The 17,371-nt window shown below is 70.1% G+C and carries 18 protein-coding genes and 2 pseudogenes; 11 read left to right on the top strand and 9 right to left on the bottom strand.

Annotated features, from left to right (window positions below; all coding sequences use genetic code 11):
• Positions 1–9 precede the first annotated feature (9 nt).
• On the bottom strand, positions 10–423 hold the full coding sequence (locus QQY66_RS39720) for an ATP-binding protein (RefSeq protein WP_301985233.1): 414 nt from the start codon (positions 421–423) through the stop codon (positions 10–12).
• A 151-nt stretch (positions 424–574) separates the two neighbouring features.
• Here QQY66_RS39720 and QQY66_RS39715 point away from each other — a divergent pair, with 151 nt between their 5' ends.
• The 9 genes from QQY66_RS39715 to QQY66_RS39675 all read left to right on the top strand — a co-directional run bounded on the left by QQY66_RS39715 (position 575) and on the right by QQY66_RS39675 (position 7,445).
• Positions 575–1,420 carry a helix-turn-helix transcriptional regulator gene (locus QQY66_RS39715; RefSeq protein ID WP_301985231.1) on the top strand — a complete coding sequence of 282 codons (846 nt, stop codon included), beginning with the start codon at positions 575–577 and terminating at the stop codon, positions 1,418–1,420.
• A complete protein-coding gene (locus tag QQY66_RS39710; RefSeq protein WP_301985230.1) occupies positions 1,417–1,602 on the top strand; it encodes a DUF397 domain-containing protein in 186 nt (61 codons plus the stop codon). The genes QQY66_RS39715 and QQY66_RS39710 overlap by 4 nt, the downstream gene beginning before the upstream one ends.
• A gap of 22 nt (positions 1,603–1,624) precedes the next feature.
• Entirely contained in the window at positions 1,625–2,395 is a 771-nt protein-coding gene (locus QQY66_RS39705; RefSeq protein ID WP_301985229.1) for an alpha/beta hydrolase, read from the top strand.
• A 5-nt stretch (positions 2,396–2,400) separates the two neighbouring features.
• Positions 2,401–2,832 carry a caspase family protein gene (locus QQY66_RS39700; RefSeq protein ID WP_301985228.1) on the top strand — a complete coding sequence of 144 codons (432 nt, stop codon included), beginning with the start codon at positions 2,401–2,403 and terminating at the stop codon, positions 2,830–2,832.
• 222 nt (positions 2,833–3,054) lie between these two features.
• The gene (locus QQY66_RS39695) at positions 3,055–3,330 is read left to right on the top strand and encodes a hypothetical protein (protein ID WP_301985227.1); all 276 of its coding nucleotides are present in this window, start codon (positions 3,055–3,057) and stop codon (positions 3,328–3,330) included.
• Positions 3,331–3,820: 490 nt separating this feature from the next.
• On the top strand, positions 3,821–4,408 hold the full coding sequence (locus tag QQY66_RS39690; RefSeq protein ID WP_301985226.1) for a TetR/AcrR family transcriptional regulator: 588 nt from the start codon (positions 3,821–3,823) through the stop codon (positions 4,406–4,408).
• Positions 4,401–5,216, top strand: coding sequence for an alpha/beta fold hydrolase (locus tag QQY66_RS39685; protein ID WP_301985225.1), 816 nt, complete (start codon positions 4,401–4,403; stop codon positions 5,214–5,216). Before QQY66_RS39690 ends, QQY66_RS39685 begins: the two co-directional genes overlap by 8 nt.
• Positions 5,217–5,267: 51 nt before the next feature.
• Positions 5,268–6,668 (top strand): hypothetical protein, encoded by a 1,401-nt coding sequence (locus QQY66_RS39680; RefSeq protein WP_301985224.1) that lies wholly within the window; start codon positions 5,268–5,270, stop codon positions 6,666–6,668.
• 54 nt (positions 6,669–6,722) lie between these two features.
• Positions 6,723–7,445 (top strand): hypothetical protein, encoded by a 723-nt coding sequence (locus tag QQY66_RS39675; protein WP_301985223.1) that lies wholly within the window; start codon positions 6,723–6,725, stop codon positions 7,443–7,445.
• Here QQY66_RS39675 and QQY66_RS39670 read toward each other — a convergent pair.
• The 6 genes and pseudogenes from QQY66_RS39670 to QQY66_RS39650 all read right to left on the bottom strand — a co-directional run bounded on the left by QQY66_RS39670 (position 7,432) and on the right by QQY66_RS39650 (position 12,011).
• Positions 7,432–7,851: an NUDIX hydrolase gene (locus QQY66_RS39670; RefSeq protein ID WP_301987647.1), complete on the bottom strand. Its 420-nt coding sequence runs from the start codon at positions 7,849–7,851 to the stop codon at positions 7,432–7,434. The genes QQY66_RS39675 and QQY66_RS39670 overlap by 14 nt on opposite strands.
• A gap of 117 nt (positions 7,852–7,968) precedes the next feature.
• Positions 7,969–8,718 (bottom strand): isocitrate lyase/phosphoenolpyruvate mutase family protein, encoded by a 750-nt coding sequence (locus QQY66_RS39665; RefSeq protein WP_301985222.1) that lies wholly within the window; start codon positions 8,716–8,718, stop codon positions 7,969–7,971.
• A 55-nt stretch (positions 8,719–8,773) separates the two neighbouring features.
• Positions 8,774–9,145, bottom strand: coding sequence for a VOC family protein (locus QQY66_RS39660; protein WP_301985221.1), 372 nt, complete (start codon positions 9,143–9,145; stop codon positions 8,774–8,776).
• 93 nt (positions 9,146–9,238) lie between these two features.
• Positions 9,239–9,850 carry a hypothetical protein gene (locus tag QQY66_RS50590; RefSeq protein WP_367667106.1) on the bottom strand — a complete coding sequence of 204 codons (612 nt, stop codon included), beginning with the start codon at positions 9,848–9,850 and terminating at the stop codon, positions 9,239–9,241.
• Positions 9,851–9,934: 84 nt separating this feature from the next.
• Positions 9,935–10,926: pseudogene (locus QQY66_RS50585) on the bottom strand (DUF2264 domain-containing protein); the annotation flags it as partial.
• A 65-nt stretch (positions 10,927–10,991) separates the two neighbouring features.
• A complete protein-coding gene (locus tag QQY66_RS39650) occupies positions 10,992–12,011 on the bottom strand; it encodes a rhamnogalacturonan acetylesterase (protein WP_301985220.1) in 1,020 nt (339 codons plus the stop codon).
• 143 nt (positions 12,012–12,154) lie between these two features.
• On the opposite strand from QQY66_RS39650, the pseudogene QQY66_RS39645 reads away from it, so the two are divergent.
• Positions 12,155–12,529 (top strand): annotated as a pseudogene (locus QQY66_RS39645) (polysaccharide lyase family protein); the annotation flags it as partial.
• A 7-nt stretch (positions 12,530–12,536) separates the two neighbouring features.
• Here QQY66_RS39645 and QQY66_RS39640 read toward each other — a convergent pair.
• Positions 12,537–13,949 (bottom strand): RICIN domain-containing protein, encoded by a 1,413-nt coding sequence (locus QQY66_RS39640; protein ID WP_301985218.1) that lies wholly within the window; start codon positions 13,947–13,949, stop codon positions 12,537–12,539.
• A 1-nt stretch (position 13,950) separates the two neighbouring features.
• Entirely contained in the window at positions 13,951–15,039 is a 1,089-nt protein-coding gene (locus QQY66_RS39635; protein WP_301985217.1) for a glycoside hydrolase family 43 protein, read from the bottom strand.
• 173 nt (positions 15,040–15,212) lie between these two features.
• Here QQY66_RS39635 and QQY66_RS39630 point away from each other — a divergent pair, with 173 nt between their 5' ends.
• Positions 15,213–17,312: an autotransporter gene (locus QQY66_RS39630; RefSeq protein ID WP_301985216.1), complete on the top strand. Its 2,100-nt coding sequence runs from the start codon at positions 15,213–15,215 to the stop codon at positions 17,310–17,312.
• Positions 17,313–17,371 lie beyond the last annotated feature (59 nt).

The raw sequence follows: 17,371 nt of genomic DNA, 5'->3' as shown, positions 1-17,371 counted from the left end.
GGAGCGAACTCACAGCGGGAGACAGACCTCGGCCCACACGGTCTTGTACGTCGAGCCCGGGCGGACGTCCACTCCCCACGCGCGGACCAGCCCGCGCCCGCCCTCGTCCGACGGCTCCCCGAGCACGGGCAGACACTCCACACGGGCGTCCGCGACCTCCACCCGCATCACCTCGCCCCGCAGCGACAGCCGTACGCGGAAGGCGCGCCCGCGCACCCGTCCGTGCCGTACGGCATTCGCGGCCAGCTCGGCGACGACGAGGCTCACGGACTCGTTCGCCTCGCTGCCATGGCCGTATCCCCACACGTCCATCCGGTTCGCGACCAGGTGACGGGCGTGCCGGGCGCCGCGCGGAGTGGGACTGAACAGCTGCGTGAACGTACTGACGGTGACGGGTGGTTGAACCCGGGTCTCTCCTGGCATGCCTCAACGGTCCCCGCGGACCCGGGAGTCGCCCAGGCACGAAACTCGTACGGTACGGGTTGTACGAGTCACGGAGTGGACAGGCGGCGTAACGGTCCGTGACGATTGGGGACTTGGCGAGGTTGGCACCAAGGCACTCGGGAGTTCCCGTATGACCGACAGCACCATCAGCACCGAGACCGTTTCGAACGAGCCCGAGCCGTCCGACAGCTTGAAGGCGTTCGGGGAGGCACACAAGGCCTTTCGCAAACGGGCGGGTCACACCCAGGAGGACTACGCGCCGCTGATCGGCTACCAGCCGTCGACCGTCGCGTCCATCGAGCAGGGCCGCCGGTTTCCGCAACGCCGGTTCGTCGAGCGCGCGGAGGAGATCCTGGACGCGTTCGGCGTGCTGAAGGGGGTGTACAAGCACGCGACCCGCGAGAAGGGGCTGGCGTCGTGGTTCCGGCAGTGGGCGGAGCTGGAGGAGCTGGCGATCAGTCTGTACACGTTCGAGAACCGGTTGGTGCCGGGGCTTTTGCAGACGGAGGGGTATGCGCGGACGTTGTTCCGGGAGCGCATCCCGGTGATCAGCGATTCGGAGATCGAGGCAAGAGTCGTGGCCCGCATGGAGCGGCAGTTCTTGCTGACCGAACGGCCCAACACGATCTTCAGCTTCATCGTCGAGGAGCACGTCCTGCGCCGACAGACGGGTGGCGCCGAGGCGATGCGCGAGCAGATCGAGCACATCTTGGAAGCCACGGAGCCGCGCAACGTGGAGATCCAGGTGATGCCGATGTCGCGCGGCGTCCACGCGGGCCACGCTGGGCCCATCCAGTTGCTGGAGACCCCCGAGAACGAGTGGTTCGCCTACTGCGAAGCGCAGGAGAGCGGCCGGTTCGTCACTGACCCGAAAGCGATCAGTCTGCTCCACATGCGGTATGCGAAACTTCGCTCACAGGCTCTCAATCCGGAGGATTCCCGGAGCCTGCTGGAGCGGATGCGAGGAGCGCTATGAGCACCACCGAACTGGCCTGGTTCAAGAGCAGCTACAGCGGCGACAGTTCCAGCGACTGCGTCGAAGTCGCCACCTGCCCCACCACCATCCACATCCGCGACTCCAAGAACGCCACCGGCCCCCAACTCGCCCTCTCCCCCACCGCCTGGAACGAGTTCGTGGAGTTCGCTGCGCGCGGCTGACGGTCGTGGCGCGGGTCGTGGTGTGCGGCTCGGGTCGGGGCTGCGGCTGGACGAGGACGACGTGGCGTGCGCGTTCCACGGTGACGTCTTCCTCGAGGAGGGGACGCGCTCGTGGGACGTGCCGCCGTGGGACGAGTACGACGTCGACGAGTGCTTCGAGGCGGAGTTGCTGCGAGCCTGGTGGGAGGCGGGGGCGGAGCGGGATCCGGGGGTCACGCCACCGGACGAGGCCGGTACCCGGGCGTTCCCCGGCACGGCCGCGCTGCTGTCCGACCGGGTGCGCGCGGCGCTGGACGCCCTGTCCGGGTCGCGGTTCTTCGGCACGTACTCGGACCGAATGATGGTGTTCGCCCTCAAGCAGGTGCGGCGCTACATGAACGAACCGCCCGTCTGGCAGGCCGCGCGGGCGCGCGTGGCCGAGGAGATCGGCCTGGACACACGGGTCGTGGTGGCGCATTCGCTGGGCTCGGTCGTGGCGTACGAGGCACTGTGCGAGCACCCCGAGTGGCCGGTGACCGACTTCGTCACCGTCGGCTCGCCGCTGGGGCTGTCGCTCATCTTCAACCGGCTCAGCCCCTTGCCGGAGGACGGCAAAGGGGCCTGGCCCGGCGGCATCCGGCGGTGGACGAACCTCACGGACCCCGGTGACCTGGTCGCCGTCGTCAATGAACTGGCCCCGCGTTTCAGGGGAGTTGTGGACGAGTTCCTCGACAACGGGACGGCGCCGCACAGCCTGCTCCGCTATCTGACCGCGAAGAAGACGGGGCGGGCGGTCGCCGAAGGGCTGGAGTGAGGGCCATGGGCACGGGGCGGCGCTTCCTCGTCTCCGTCGGGGTGGGCACGTACAAGGACTCCGGCATCCCGGACCTGCCGGGCGCGACGGTCGACGCCGAGCGGGTGGCGAGGCTGCTCGCGCCCATGGGATACACCCGGGTGCTGGGTGAACTGTCCTCGAATCCGTCCCGCGGCGCGCTGGTGGAGGGACTGGACGAGTGGGCGTACGAGGCGGAGCTCGGCCCCGAGGACACGGTGGTGGTCTACTTCGCGGGACACGGCCAGAAGGACGGCCAGGACCAACTACCTGCTGTGCTCGAACCACCGGCCGAACCTCTGGTCTGGGTCTGGTCGGCGCTGGCGAACGGCGCTACCGCGAGCACAGCCGCCAATGCCACGAACAAGCCGAGTACGGCTTTGCGCATCACATCTCCTTGTCGAAGTGGAACCTGGTGAACTCTGAGCGAGGGCCCTTTACGGGAAGCCGGGTCCGCCGCCGCAGCAGGCGATGGTCGTACGGCGGCGGTGGGGGTGACGACGAGATGCAGTCGTACCCACATGACCTCCAACGTCGGGAATCCGCCACGAGGTTGACCGCCGCTTCCGCCGTTCCTCAAGCCTTATGGTGTTCGAGCTTGTGCGAACCCGTGTACGTCCAGGTCAACAGGGGGAACCACGATGACCACAGCACCGCCCGCACCGCCGGACACCGACGCGGTCGCCTTCGTAGCGGCGCTCCGCCACCTCAAGGCGTGGTCGGGCCTCAGCTACCGCCAACTGGAACGCCGTGCGACGCAAGCGGGCCATACCCTGCCCTGCTCCACGGCGGCGACCATGCTCGGCAGGGATCCGCTGCAAAAGGTTCTGGCCGCCCGTTGGGCGCTCGCCGGCGCCTTCACCGACGACGTGGAGGTCGAACAGACGCAGATATCGCTTCACCTGCCACGCTCCTGACCAGCTCCCGCCGGCGCTGCAGGCCGATCTCGACGCGAAGGGTCATCCCGGGCGGGCCGCAGTCCAGCACACCCCACCGGTCGGCAGGCGCATCGACGAGGACGAGTCCCGCCCGGATTCAACGAAGGGCTGCACGCCTCGCACGTCACGAGGACCGGGCGGACGCCGTCCGGCACGCGTGTCGGTCGCCTCGAACACGCACCTGGGTCAGTACCGGTAGGCGACTGGCGAGGTTCCCGCTGGCCAACAGCCACGACGGCGGCAAGATCGGCGTCGGCAGCGAGACGGAAGCGTAGATCGTCCAGGCCGCGATCTTCCCACGGGCGTCCGCCCCCGCATCGACCGGACGCAAGGGGATCAAGGCGCCGGAATCCGCAGGCCGGAGCCGGCCGCCTCGACCGGTGTTCTTCGGCAAGTGCGGCTCTGGCTGGGCAGGCCCTAGGCGAAAACTGCTAGGCAAAAACCTAGGACCCCTAGGTAAGCTGCCCCCATGAGCCCCAGAGCCGGCCTCACCCCCGACCGCCTCACCAAGGCCGCCGCCGACCTCGCCGACGAAACCGGCTTCGAGAACGTCACCCTCTCCGCCCTGGCCCGCCACTTCGGCGTAAAAGACGCGAGCCTGTACTCGCACGTCAAGAACCTCCAGGAGCTGCGTACCCGGGTTGCGCTGCTCGCCGGCGGCGAGATGATCGACCGGATCGCCGCCACCGTCGCAGGCCGGGCCGGCAAGGACGCGCTGGCCGCGTTCGCCGGGGCCTACCGCGCGTACGCGCTCGAGCACCCGGGGCGGTACGCCGCCACACAGATCCGCATCGACCAGGCCCTCGTCGCCGAGTCCCCCGTCCTGCGCCGCACCGCCGAGATCACCTACGGGATGCTGCGCGCGTACGGCCTCGAAGAGCCCGATCTCACCGACGCCGTACGCCTGTTGCGCAGCACCTTCCACGGCTACTGCGCCCTGGAGGCAGGCGGCGGCTTCGGTGCGCCTCGCGATGTGCAGAAATCATGGGACGCGGCGGTGGCAGCGCTGCACGTGGCGTTGGATCACTGGCCCCGAAACAAGGAGAAGCGTGACTGACCTGTATTACGACATAGCCGGCAGCGGCCCCGTCCTGCTCGTCGTTCCCGGTGGCGCCGGGCACCCCATGGGCCTGGACGGGATGACGGCGCGGCTCGCCGAGCGGTTCACCGTCGTGACGTACGACCCGCTCGGGCTCGCGCACGGGCGCCTCGGGCTACCCGTCGCCGACCAGCGGGTCGAGGCCTGGAGCGACGGCGCCGGCCGGGTGCTTGACGCCGTACTCCCCGACGGGCAGTCCGCGTACGTCTTCGGCACCAGCGCCGGCGGAGTCGTCGCCCTCGACCTGCTCGCCCGGCACCCCGAACGGCTGCGGCACGTCATCGCGCACGAACCGCCGAGCGTCAGTGTGCTGCCCGACGGGGCACGGCATCAGGCCATGTTCGCGCAGGTGTGCGACCGTTATCGCGCGGCGGGGCTCGCGGCAGCCGCCTCCCTGATGACCGCCATGCTGACGTCGAGCGAGCCCACGGAGATCCCCGAGGTTCACCATCTGTCGCGTGACGAGGAGTTGGCCGATCCCATGGCCCTCTCCCTCCGCCATGTCCTGCGCCCGTTCACCTCGTACACCCCCGACCTCGACAAGCTCACCTCCCTCTCCTCCCGCCTCACCCTCGCCGCCGGAACCGACTCCCGCGGCCAACTCCTCCACCACACCGCCGAGTTCCTCGCCCAGGCCCTACGCGGTGACTTCGCCGAGTTCCCCGGCGGACACATCGGCGCCGTCCAGCACCCCGTCCCCTTTGCCGAACGGCTCGCGGAAACGCTGGTTCCGGTCGGCGCCCCAGGCGCCACGCCGACCACTTAGACTGGAAGCTTCGCGAACGTCACGTGAGGCCCACGGGGGAGGGAACGCGCCTTGTCTCAGCAGCAGTTGGGCCGCAGGCCGCGCGGGCCCGGTTCGGTGCCCCCGGTGCCGGACGGCGGCGACGGCGACGGCGGTGCGCAGCCGGCCCGGTTCGTGGGCTGGCTCGGCGGACTCGGCTGCGCGGCGGCCGGGTACGGAGTGTTCCAGTTCCTGTTCGGCGTACTGCCCGACTCCCTCGACGGAGAGGCCGCCAAGTATCTGATCGCCGGGGTGAGCGGCCTCGGCACGGGGCTCGCCGCCTGGCTGGCGGCGGCGCTGGTGCGGGCCCGGGCCGCCGCCGTCGCACGCACGCCGAGCACAGTGGCTCCGGCGATCGGTCCGGCCCTCGCGCCCGGCCCGCTTCCCCAGGTGTTCGCCGGTGCGTACGACGCTCTCGCCGAGCAACTGGCCGTCGTCGACGACCCGGACCGCGGGCGGCTCACCGGCTGGGCGCACTCCCTGGGCGAGAGCAGCCCCGCCCGCCCCACCGCGGTCGGCACGGCCTACGGCCTGCACATCATGCTCGACCTCGGCGCGCCCGACGGACGGCTGTCCACCGGGGACCTGGTGGACACCCTGTGGCGGCTGCGGCTCCCGGACGGCGGCTGGTCGGCCCGCTCGCAGGGGTCCGAGCCGCGTCCGGAGGTCACCGCGCTGGTGCTGGGCGCGCTGGCCCGGGCGGGGGCGTCGCGGGAGCGGCTCGCGGACGAGGTGGCCCGGTGCGCGTCCGGGTTCACCCATGAACTCGACCGCGCCGGACGGGAGTCGACGCACGTCGTGACGACCGTGCTGCGCGGACTGCTGCGCGCCGCGCCCGACTCCGCCCTGCTGCCCCGGCTACGCGAGGCGATCGTCGACGGCGCGCTCAGCGACCCGGGCCGCGAACACCTGCGCTGCTGGGACTACCGGCTCGACCTGGACAACGGCAGGGCGTCCGCGCTCCACACCGCCCAGGCGGTGGTCGCCCTCGACCGGGCGGCCATGGTCCTCGGCGACAACGCGTCCGCCCGCGCCACCCGCGAGGACGGCGTCCGCTGGCTACTGGCCTGCCCGGACGGACCGCACGACTCCTGCGCCGACCTGGCCAACCTCCGCGAGGAGGTACGGCGCCCGCGCACCGACGACCCCTCGCGCCACGAAGTCCTGAACGTACGGCACTTCACCGCCGCCTGGGTGGTGCGTGCCCTGATGTCGCCGACCGCCCGGCGGATCGCCCGCGACGAAGGGCTTGAGGAGCGGTGGCGGGAGCGGCTGGACGGTGCCGTCGCCGCGGTGTGGGCGGGGCAGTCCGGCGGCATCTGGACCTGGGGGCTCGGTGACGGCACCCAGCTGCGCAGGCCGATCTGGATGACGTATCAAGGCCTTTGCGCGCTGCGTGCCCATGCCGTATGGATGTATCAGCCAGAGGCATGAGCACTGAAAGTCGAGCGAACTCGCCTGTCGCGGGCGGGAGTTGGAGGATGATGCATGGGCGGTCGGCAGGTTCTGGCGGCTCGGCGGCTGCTGGCCTCGGCGATGGACGGTGAGCTGTCCGAGCGCGAGTTCGCGACCGCCGCCCGTTCCGTGGTCGCCGAACTGGGCTCCTCCGAGCGCCTGTTGGAGCTGATCGCCGAACTCGCCTCCGGGGAGGGCGATCCGGAAGGATGCGCCAGGCTGTCGTACCGCCATGTACTCGGTTTCGACAAGCTCCTGCTGATCGACGGCGGCCCCCGGCACATGCTGCGTGCGCATCTGTGGCATCCCGGCACGGGCGGGATCGGCAAGGAGGACATCCACAACCACCGTTCCCCGCTGGCCTCTTACATCGTCCGGGGGCGGCTGGCCATGGAGCTGTACGAGGTGCGGGGCGACGGCGGGATCGCGGCGGACCGGTACGAGGAGTCCCTGGCGGAGAGCTCGGCGGACTGGCGACTGGCGCCGGCCGGTCCGGCCCGGCTGCGGCTGACGCATGTGGGTCAGTACGCGGCCGGCAGCTCGTACGCCCTGCCCCCGCACACCCTGCACCGCGCCTGGTGCGACACGGACCGGCCGACCCTGACGCTGTTCCTGGAAACGGGGAGCGAACGGCGGCGCAGCACCGATGTGTTCACGGCGGGCCCGCATCCGGGGGCGGTGGCGAAGGTGCCGCTGAGCACGGCGGACTATCTGGGTGCGCTCGGCGGTCTGGCGGAACTGCTCAGGAGTTCATGAGGGCCTGGCGCACGACATCGAGGTTGTAGTCGTCGATGTCGACCCGGGTCAGCTCGGACGGCAGCAGCCAGATGTGCTCCTGGTCGGGCTGGGGCAGACTGATCTCCCCGGACAACGGCCTGACCAGGAAGTTGTCCTGCCAGTTCTTGGTCTCGCGGCCCCGGTACTCGCTGACGAAGGACGACTCGCCGACCTTCCGTACGATCTCCCCGAGCAGCCCGGTCTCTTCCTTCAGCTCACGCAGCGCGCCGTCCTCGGGACTCTCTCCCGGCTCCAGCTTCCCGCACGGCACGCCCCACACCCGCGGCAGAAACCGCTCCTTCTCACTGCGGCGCACCAGCAGCACCTGCTGCTCGTCGTTCATCACGACGGCAGCCGCCAGTCGCCTGTCGCCGGGGATGTCCATGTCCATGGTTCCTCGGTCCCTCGCCGGTGATGAGTACGGTGCTGAGTACAAAGGTTCTGATACCCGCGAAAGCATCCACGGTACCAGCCGGGCCGTTTCCGGTCTGTGCGGTCGGTCTCACGGTGTACGCGCGAACGCCTGCACTTCCCCGACCGACAGCGCCGCGCCCCGCGGCGTACGCCCCGCCCGGACGGCAGCAACCGTTTCCAGGGCCGCGCGCAGCGCCCGCCGGTACAGCAGCGAGCCGAGGCTGACGCGCCGCACGCCGAGGTCGGCCAGGGCGGGGACGGTCGGGCCGGTGGGCGAGTAGAGGATGTTGAGGGGTACGTCGAGGTGCTTCACCAGTCGGGCGATCTCCTGGGGATCGGTCAGCCCGGGTACGAACACGCCGTCGGCACCCGCCTGTTGGTAGGCGTCGAGGCGTCTCAGTGTGTCCTCGCCGTCTCCGAGCCAGTGCGCGTCGGTGCGCGCGTTGACGAAGAGACCGGGCGCCGCCGACTTGACCGCGGCGATCTTCGCGGCGTGCCGGCCGACGGGCCCGAGGCCGTCCTCCAGATTGATGCCGACGGCGCCGACGACCGCCAGCCGGCGCGCATACTCGCCCACCTCGTCGGGGTCCTCGCTGAAGCCGTCCTCGGCGTCGACGGAGAGGAAGAACGGCTCCGAGCCGAGGGTGAGGGCGAGATGCAGCGTGTGTTCACGGGTTGCGGAAACGCCGTCGAGCACGCCGACGGCCGCGGCCACCCCGAGACTCGTCGTCGCGACCGCGGGGAAGCCCTGCGCGGCGAGGGCGGATGCCGAGGCGTGGTCCCAGGCGTTGGGCAGCAGCAGGGGCTCGTCCGCGTGGTGGAGGTCGGCGAAGCTCATACCCGGCACCGTACGGCCGGGTTGTTTCGGTGCCCGCCGAACTGTTCCGGCCGTATCAGCTGCCCGCCCGCTCCCCCGCCCCACGCTCCACACAGAACTCGTTGCCCTCGGGGTCGGCGAGGACCGCCCAGCCGGTGCCGTCCGGATTGCGGCGATCGTCGAGCATCGTGGCGCCGAGGGCCAGGAGCCGCTCGACCTCCTCGTCACGCGTGCGGTCCTGCGGCTGAAGGTCGAAGTGCACGCGGTTCTTGACGGTCTTGGCCTCCGGCACCGCGATGAAGAGCAGGCCCGCACCCTCGATCAGGACATCCTCGTCGCCGGGCTTGTCGTCCTCGTGCACGGGCAGGTCCAGGACCCGCGACCAGAAGGCGGCGAGTTCGTAGGGGTGGGCGCAGTCGATGGTCGTATGGCGGATCGTGGAAGTCATGCGGGGATTCTTGGGCACCCGGCGGGCCCGGGCAACGCGACGCCCCGAACGGCATCCTCGGCGCGGCCCTGGGCTTACGCCTCCCCCGGCTGCTCACGCTCCTACGCTGACGTCCACCGCCCCGTCGTCCAGCCGAGCCCGCGTCTCGGTCCCGTCACTCCAGCGGACGGTCAACTCCCCTGCTCCGTCGAGATGTACGGTGGCCGAGTCCGCCAACGGGACCGGGTCCGGGTCACCCGTCAGCCGGGCGAGCGCGACAAAGAGAGTGTCGTCGGTCGTCGATCCCGTAAGTTCGTCGTTCAGGCCCACCACGGGCAGGAGTTCGGCACGCGCCCCGTTCTTCGCCGCCCATCCGGTGATCCGCACCGAGGTGCCCTCCGGAGCACCGGACACCAGGAAGGCCCTCACCTCCACCGCCCCTCGGGCCAGCACCACACTCGTCACCCGGGCCCCGCCCGCCGCCCGGTGCCGGGACGCCACCCACCCCTCCCCCACGCCCAGCGGCACGATGTCCGTGCGGCTCGGGTCGCCGTCGACGATCACGCTGTTGTCGTACGACGGTGAGGGCCGCGTCACCGTCGAGTAGGCGAGCCGGGTGTAGTACGGGTCGTAGCGGACGTCCTCGCTGCCGTGGTTGTGGAGGCGGACCAGGCCGTCGGAACGGGTGGAGTGGATCAGCCAGTTGACCGGGTGGACCGGGGTCACGGCGTCGGAGTGTTCCGTCGGGCCGGGCTCCTCGGTCGCCGTCCACACCTCGTGGTCCGGCGGCAGGAGCAGGCCGAGGAAGCCCTTGCTGGCCCAGTACGGGGACGCCGGGCCCGAATAGCCTTGCAGGAGCGCCTCGTCGGGGCCGTGCCAGCCGAGGGTGAGCAGGCCGTTGTCGTCCACGGCACCCCGGTCGAGAAAGTAACGCAGCGCTCCCGAGGCCAGACGTCGGGTCTCGCCCGGGGACAGGGGGTACGGCCGGTCAGCGCGCCCAGCCACAGCGGGGACGTCGTGGCGAACCGGTACGTCAGGGAGCGGCCCTGGTGCATGGGGGCGCCGTCGCCGCCGAACAGGCGGGCGTAGTCCTCCAGATGGCGCGCGAGCCGGCCGCCGTAGAGGTCGAGCAGCTCGGTGTCGTCGGCGAGCCAGGCGTGCAGCACCGGGTAGAGGTGCATGGCCCAGCCGTTGTAGTAGTCGAACTTGCGGCCGTCGCCGTCGGTGTACCAGCCCTCGCCGAGGTACCACTTCTCGATGCGTTCCAGACCGCGGTCGATCGCCGCGTGGGACGCGTCGGTTTCGTAACCGATTTCCTGGAGGAAGCCGCCCACCGTCACCGGGAACAACTCCCAGTTGCAGGGCCAGGCTTCGGCGGTGAGCGCGTCCCCGAGCCAGGCCGCGGCGCGCTGCCGGACGCCGTCGTCCAGACGGTCCCAGAGGAGGGGGCGGGTCAGCCGCAGGGCGAGGGCGATCGAGGCCGCTTCGACCAGCGGCTGGCTGCGGTCCTCGATACGCGGCCAGACGCCGGAGACGCCCGCCGCGAGCCCGTCCGCGTAACGCTCCAGCGCGGTCTCGTCCCGGCGGAAGGCCGCCAGCATCAGCGTACGGGCGTAGCCCTCCAGGCCGTCCGACAGCCGGCCGGACCAGCTCGTGCGGTCGCCGGGCAGGTGGTACAGCGCACGGTCCTCGGTCGCGTACGGCTCGACCGCGGCGAGCAGGGCGTCGGCGGCGGCCTCCCAGTGAGCGCGGGTGTAACCGGTGTACGGGCTCAGGTCACGGTCGTCGCGGGGCAGTTCCATCAGCAGCGCTTTCCTTCCGGCAAGGGCCTGGGGCGCTCCGGTTCCGGTCGAAGCGCCCCAGGGGTTCATCCCACCCGCACCAGGCCGTTGGGCACCAGATGCTGGGCGACGAGTTCGTCACGGACCAGTTCCGCATACACCGTGGCCCCGTGCACGGAGGTGTGCGTGTTGTCCCGTTTCTCGTTGTACAGGTACAGCGCCTTGGACGCCTCGGCACCCAAGGACTCCACGAGCGCCTTCGTCTTCGCCGTCAAGTCGATCAGCGGGACGCCGTGCGCGGCGGCGACCGAGCGGGCGACGGCCGGGTGGTCGACGCCGAGGCCGTTGACCAGGAGCGCGGTGCCGTTGTTCAGGGTGCCGTCGGAGTTGAACCACCGTCGCACGATGGGGGTCACCAGGACCGGGGTCCCGCCCTTCTCGCGCACGCCCGCGACCAGTGTCTCGAGGTTGGCCCGGTATGTCGCCCCGTCGGTCGTCTTGTCGTTGTGGGCGAGCTGGATCAGGACGAGGTCGCCGCGGTGGATCAGCGGCTGGACGGTGGCCCAGAGTCGGGGGTTCTGCAGATAGCTGACCGTGCTCTCGCCGGAGTCGGCGTAGTTGGCGACGGACACGCCCTTGCGGAGGAACTGTGGCAGCTGCTGGCCCCAGCCGGAGTACGGGTCGCCGGGCTGGTCGCAGACGGTGGAGTCGCCGACGAGCAAGATCTGGCGGGCGTGCCGGGCGGGGGTGACCTTGATGTCGGCGAGAGCGGGGGCCGAGCCGCCGAGTCGCAGGTCCAGGCCGGGAGTTCCGTCGGCGCCGGTGGGTTCGCCCTCGGGGGTGCGGACGTTCACGGTGAAGCTGCGGGCGACGCGCTCACCGGCCGCGGCGGCCGTCTCGGGGAGGAGAGCGCGGCGGCTCTCGCCGCTGATGCTCGTGTTGGACGCTTTCTCGCCGCCGATGAGGACCTTCACGTCGTACGTGCCGGGCGGGAGGTCGAAGTGGCAGGCGGTGGCGGTGCAGTTGCCCTGGGCCTGGGCCGGTGCCGACGTGAGCACGGCACCGAAGGTGGCAGCCACCAGTACGGCGGCGCTGAAACGTCTCATGCGCGACTCCTCGCTCGGATGGACCCCACCTGCGCCTGGACCGTACCCGTTTCAACAAGCGCTTTCTAGAGTGCGGTGCCAACTCAGAGAATTGCCCAGTCCGAGCATGTGCAAGCCCTTTCGCGAAATCGATTCAACTGTCACCCTGCCACCTCTGGAAGGACGTCAACAGCGGGATCCTGGTGTACTTCCGGCTGACGGCGGCCCAGGCCGCGGCCGCGCACACGCTGCGGATCGGGGTGACGACGGCGTACGCCAACGGCCGCCCCCAGGTGTCGGTCAACGGCGCCTGGACGTCCGCCGTCCCCTCCCCGCCCACGCAGCCGAACACCCGGTCGCTGACGAACGGTTCGTACCGGGGCAACAACCACACGTTCACCTACAGCGTGCCGGCGTCCGCCTGGCTGACGGACACCGGCCAGTACAACGTGCTGAGGATCGACGTGGTGAGCGGTTCGGGGGCGACGGGCTATCTCAGCGCGGGCACGGCGATCGACGCGATCGACCTGCTCGCCTGACGGCATCTCATGTCCCGCGCGTCCACTGCTGGTTCGTCGCGCCGTTGCACGTGTACGTGATGATCGCGGCGGAGTTGGCGGTGGACGCGCCGTTCACGTCCAGGCACTCACCGGTGGCACGGGACTTGATGGTGACGTAGGAGCCGGTGGTGGTGAGCGACCACTGCTGGTTGGTCGCGGAGGCGTCGCAGTTCTCCTGGGTGACCGTGCTCGCGTTCTCCCGCACGCACAGGGAGCTGTGCCGGGTCGTCAGCTGGTAGTAGCCGCTACCGACGGACTTGAACCAGTACTTCTGGTTGGCGCCGCCGTTGCAGTCGTACTGCTTGAGCTGCGCGCCCTGCCACAGCGACTGGCTGGTCACGTCGGCGCACTTGGAACTGTGCCGGGCGATCAGGGTGTTGTACGTGGCGCTCGTGCCGCTGATCGTGCCGGTGGCGGTGTCGATGGTGACCTCCGGCGACCAGGACATCGACATCGAGGTGGAGGTCGGGAAGGTCAGCGGCAGCCAGACGTAGCGGGAGTCGTTGACGGTGCCGCCGAAGGAGTTGCCCCAGCGGTCGCCCAGGTAGAGGTACGAGGTGGTGGAGGTGCCCTGCACGGGAAGGACGTACGCGGTCTGCGAGCCGTAGGTCGTGGAGTCGCCCACGTTCTTCATCGCGGTCCACGGGCCGGCGATGTTCGTGGCGGTGGCGTACTGCTGCTGGTTGGGGCTCCAGCCGGTGGCGCCGGACGTCAGCATGAAGTAGACGCCGCCCCGCTTGAACAGCGCCGGGGCCTCGCGGTGGCCGCCGTGCCAGGGGTCCGCGACCAGGGCGGCGATGCCCGTGTAGTCGCTGGTCAGGCGGTAGATCTGGAGGTCGTAGTTCTCGCGGGCGGCGGAGATCATGTAGCCGGTGCCGTCGGTGTCGACGAAGACGGTGATGTCGCGGGACATGTGCTGGCCGAGCGGGCGGAAGCTGCCCCGCCAGGTGTAGTTGCCGTCAACGGTGTCGGAGACGGCTACGGCGGCGCGGGCCTCGCTGTAGTCGGAACCGTTCTCCTTGTGCATCCACATCACGAACTTGCCGGTGGACGCGTTGTACATGACCTTCGGCCGCTCGATGTTGGCGGTGGCGAGCTCCGGGTCGCTGGCCTCGGTCAGGACGTGGTTCCTGAACTCCCAGTTCTTCAGGTCGCTGGAGCGGTAGGCGTCGACGTAGCGGAAGGTGTTGTCGGCGTTGCGGTGCTCGCCGAACCAGTAGTAGTACGAGCCGACCTTGATGACCCCGCCGCCGTGGGCGTGCACGGGGGAACCGTTGACGTCGGTGAACTGCGTGCCGTTCGCGATGGTCTGGGGTGCGGCCTGGGCCGGGCCCGCGGTGACGAGGGCGCCGGCCAGCGCCAGACAGAGGGCGAGCAGAACCGCGTACGCACGTCTCATCTCACGCACCGTCCTTCGCGGGACCGGCTGCCGTGTCGGCCACGGGGATGCCGAAGTCGGGGGTGCCGTCCGGTTTCCAGCCCAGTTTCTGGATGCGGGTGTGCCGGTTGGGGTCGTTCAGCGGGTCGCCGACGATCTCCTTGTACTGGCGGGCGTGGTAGACGAGGACGTCGGTGCGGCCGTCCTCGGCGACCGTGAAGCTGTTGTGTCCGGGGCCGTACTGCTTGGTCGTGTCGTTGCTGGTGAAGACCGGCGTCGGCGACTTGGACCAGTTCGCGGGGTTCATCAGGTCGGCGTCCGCGTCGACGGTGAGCAGGCCCATGCAGTAGTTCGCGTCGGTGGCGCTGGCGGAGTACGACATGAAGAGCCGGCCATGGCGGGCGATGACCGAGGGGCCCTCGTTGACCTTGAAGCCGATGGTCTCCCAGTCGTATTCGGGGGTGGAGAGCCGGACTTGGGGACCGGTCAGGGTCCACGGGTTCGCCATCCTGGACAGGAAGATGCCGGTGTTGTTGTCCATGCCGGGCTCGTGCTGGGCCCAGCTGAGGTAGCGGGTGCCCCGGTGGGTGAAGGTGGTGGCGTCGAGGGAGAACGTTTCCCAGGCCGTTTTCAGCTGGCCGCGCTCCACCCAAGTCCCCTTGAACGGGTCTCTGCTGGCGTTTTCCAGGACCCAGATCCGGATTTCCCACACGCTCTCGGCGGGCGCGGCGGCGAAGTAGATGTACCACTTCCCGCCTATGCGGTGGATCTCCGGCGCCCAGATGTGCGCGCCCATGGGGCCGGTGGCGTGCTTGGTCCAGATGACCGACTCGGCGGCGGTGGCGAGACCGTTCAGGGTGCGGGAGCGGCGCAGGATGATCCGGTCGTACTCGGGGGCGGTCGCCGTGAAGTAGTAGTGGCCGTCGCTGTGGCGGTGGATGTGCGGGTCGGCGCGGTTGCGGACGAGCGGGTTCACGAACGGTGCGGCCCTCCGGCCGGGTGCGTCGGTGGCGGCGTGGGCCACCGAGGGGGCGGCGGCCAGGGCACCCGCGGCCAGGGCGCCCTTCAGCATCAGTCTGCGGTCGAGGGCATGGGGTTCGTAGCGGCTCATTCGGGCTGCCTCTCGGGGGCGAGAAGTTTGATGTTCGGTATCCCGAACGTCATCTGTGATTACGAACGCCGAAAAGGTAAGGGGGTGTCACGAGGAGGTCAACGGGACCGACGCGCCGAATTTTGGCCGGACAGATTTCTGTTATCCGTCGCCGACCCGCGCGTCTCCCGTGCGTGAGCAGCTTCCCCCACAAGACCGCAGCGGCTGCGGGCGCCTTCGCGGCCGTCGCCTTCCTGGTGACCGCTCCCCCTGCCGAGGCCGCAGGCACCCGGGATGTCACCGCCGATGTCCTCGCGGACCGCGACGTGACGCTCAACGGCGACACGGTCGTCACCGTGCCTTCGGGTACGACGACGTACGACGGCGCGTTCCACGGCGAGGGCACACTGACCGTGCGCGGCACCGGCACCCTGGTCCTGACCAAGGACAGTGACTTCACGCTGCCGAAGTCCCGGCAGCGACAGAAGGTGAGCACGCAGGGCGGCAACCACCCGTACGTCACCACGGCCAACCCGGACCCGCCCGCGATCACGGTCGAGCGCGGGGCGACGCTGCAGTACGGAAACGGCGGCACGGCCGGGCTGATCGGCCACTTCCCGTACAACACCCCGGCGTTCCGGCTCAACCAGGACAACATCCGGGTCGACGGCACCCTGCGACTCTCCCTGACCAGCGCCTACAACCTGGGCACCATCAGCGGCTCCGGGCTGATCACCCAGCCCAGGTTCCTCTGGGGCACCTGGGACCTGTCGGGCACCCACTCCTTCTCCGGCGTGATCGACAACGGCACGCAGCTGAACGCCGGACGCCCGGAGTACGCGACATCGCTGCCGAACGTGCGCAAGATCCTCAACCAGGGCACGTACACCGTGGACACCCCGCTGGGCCAGACCGTCACCATGGGCATGGACTTCTACCAGCGCGAGTACGGCAGCGACATCAACGTCCAGTCCCGGCCGGGCAGCAAGGTCGTCCTGACCGGCCAGTACAGCTGGTCGAACCAGGGCGGCGACACCGACCCCTCGCTCAGCGACCCCGCCCTGAACTGGACGCCCGCGCGGAAGAACGTCAACAAACGCGGCACCAACATCAAGGGCGCCAACGTCCAGTGGGGCGACGGGACGACGAACAAGATCTTCATGCCGGGGACCGCCGAGACCGTGTACATCAACTTGCTTGCGGCCAGATCGCGTTCGCTGCTCACCTTCGACTACAACGGGCCCGTGACGCTCGGCGCGCCCATCGGCGGCGGCGTCTTCCACGACACACTGTCCGCGCCCGGCGCCGGCGACATCGTCATCGCCGGGACGCCCGGCAACGACGTCACCTTCGCGGCCAAGCAGTACTACGACGGCTCGACCACCGTGGAGAAGGGGGCGGTGCTACGGCTCGGCTCGGGCAAGCCGGGCGGCGACGGCTCGCTGCTGACGGGCACGGAGCAGCGGCGGGTGGTGAACGACGGAACGCTCGTCGTGCGGAACGTGACCGACTCGGTGAAGCTGACGCACGTCAGTGGCAGCGGGTCGCTCGTGCAGTCGGGCGCGGCGACGACCACGCTCACGGGCGGCTCGGTGACGTACACCGGGGCCACGACCGTCGAGAAGGGCACCCTGGCGCTGCGGGACGGGGCAACTCTCGTACGCAGCAGGGCGATTCGGCTCACGTCGGCGGGGGCACGGCTGGACGCGGGTACCGGGGTCCTGCGTGTGGCGACGGCCCTCTCCGGCAAGGGCACGGTGAAGGGCTCGGTGACGAACGACGGCGTGGTCGCGGGCGGTGTCGCCGTAACCGGTGACTACATACAGCATGCGAAGGGCCAACTGGTCCTGGGAGACAAGCCGTTGAAGGTCGCGGGAGCGGTACGGCTGGCCGGGGACCTCGATGTGTCCGCCGCCGGTACGCGGCCCGCACGCGAGATCAAGATCCTCAACCACACCGGCCGGGCGAAGACGACCGGCACGTTCACCGGCCTCAAGGAGGGCGCCCGGCTGAAGCTCGCGAACACGACGTACCGGATCAGTTACCGGGGCGGTGACGGCAACGACGTCATCCTGACGACGGCGACCACCGCGAGCTCCTCCCCGACCGCCTCCACCCGTACGGCGGCCGGCGCGGCGCCCGCGGACAGGCGCACGGCGAGCGCGGAGAGCGAGACGTTCGGCTGGTGGCCGTATGCGCTGGGACTCGGCCTGCTGGGCGGGCTGATGGTGCCGGCGACGCGACGGGTACGGGGCCGCGGAGGACGGAGGAGGGGCGGGCGGCACGCGGCGTAGTAGGGGGCGCCTCGCGCGCTCGGACGCAGGCTGGGCGACGAATCCGAGCGGGCGACGCG

Source organism: Streptomyces sp. DG2A-72 (assembly GCF_030499575.1).
Taxonomy (GTDB): domain Bacteria; phylum Actinomycetota; class Actinomycetes; order Streptomycetales; family Streptomycetaceae; genus Streptomyces.
Note: the sequence above shows the minus strand (reverse complement) of the source record. Positions and strands in the feature narration are given on the sequence as shown.

Coding starts and splice junctions, on each gene's coding strand:
- QQY66_RS39700 (WP_301985228.1), top strand. CDS start 2,401: ATGGGCACGGGGCGGCGCTTCCTCGTCTCCGTCGGGGTGGGCACGTAC.
- QQY66_RS39670 (WP_301987647.1), bottom strand. CDS start 7,851: ATGGACATCCCCGGCGACAGGCGACTGGCGGCTGCCGTCGTGATGAAC.
- QQY66_RS39650 (WP_301985220.1), bottom strand. CDS start 12,011: ATGAGACGTTTCAGCGCCGCCGTACTGGTGGCTGCCACCTTCGGTGCC.
- QQY66_RS39675 (WP_301985223.1), top strand. CDS start 6,723: ATGGGCGGTCGGCAGGTTCTGGCGGCTCGGCGGCTGCTGGCCTCGGCG.
- QQY66_RS39660 (WP_301985221.1), bottom strand. CDS start 9,145: ATGACTTCCACGATCCGCCATACGACCATCGACTGCGCCCACCCCTAC.
- QQY66_RS39665 (WP_301985222.1), bottom strand. CDS start 8,718: ATGAGCTTCGCCGACCTCCACCACGCGGACGAGCCCCTGCTGCTGCCC.
- QQY66_RS39720 (WP_301985233.1), bottom strand. CDS start 423: ATGCCAGGAGAGACCCGGGTTCAACCACCCGTCACCGTCAGTACGTTC.
- QQY66_RS39640 (WP_301985218.1), bottom strand. CDS start 13,949: ATGAGACGTGCGTACGCGGTTCTGCTCGCCCTCTGTCTGGCGCTGGCC.
- QQY66_RS39715 (WP_301985231.1), top strand. CDS start 575: ATGACCGACAGCACCATCAGCACCGAGACCGTTTCGAACGAGCCCGAG.
- QQY66_RS39710 (WP_301985230.1), top strand. CDS start 1,417: ATGAGCACCACCGAACTGGCCTGGTTCAAGAGCAGCTACAGCGGCGAC.
- QQY66_RS39695 (WP_301985227.1), top strand. CDS start 3,055: ATGACCACAGCACCGCCCGCACCGCCGGACACCGACGCGGTCGCCTTC.
- QQY66_RS39635 (WP_301985217.1), bottom strand. CDS start 15,039: ATGAGCCGCTACGAACCCCATGCCCTCGACCGCAGACTGATGCTGAAG.
- QQY66_RS39690 (WP_301985226.1), top strand. CDS start 3,821: ATGAGCCCCAGAGCCGGCCTCACCCCCGACCGCCTCACCAAGGCCGCC.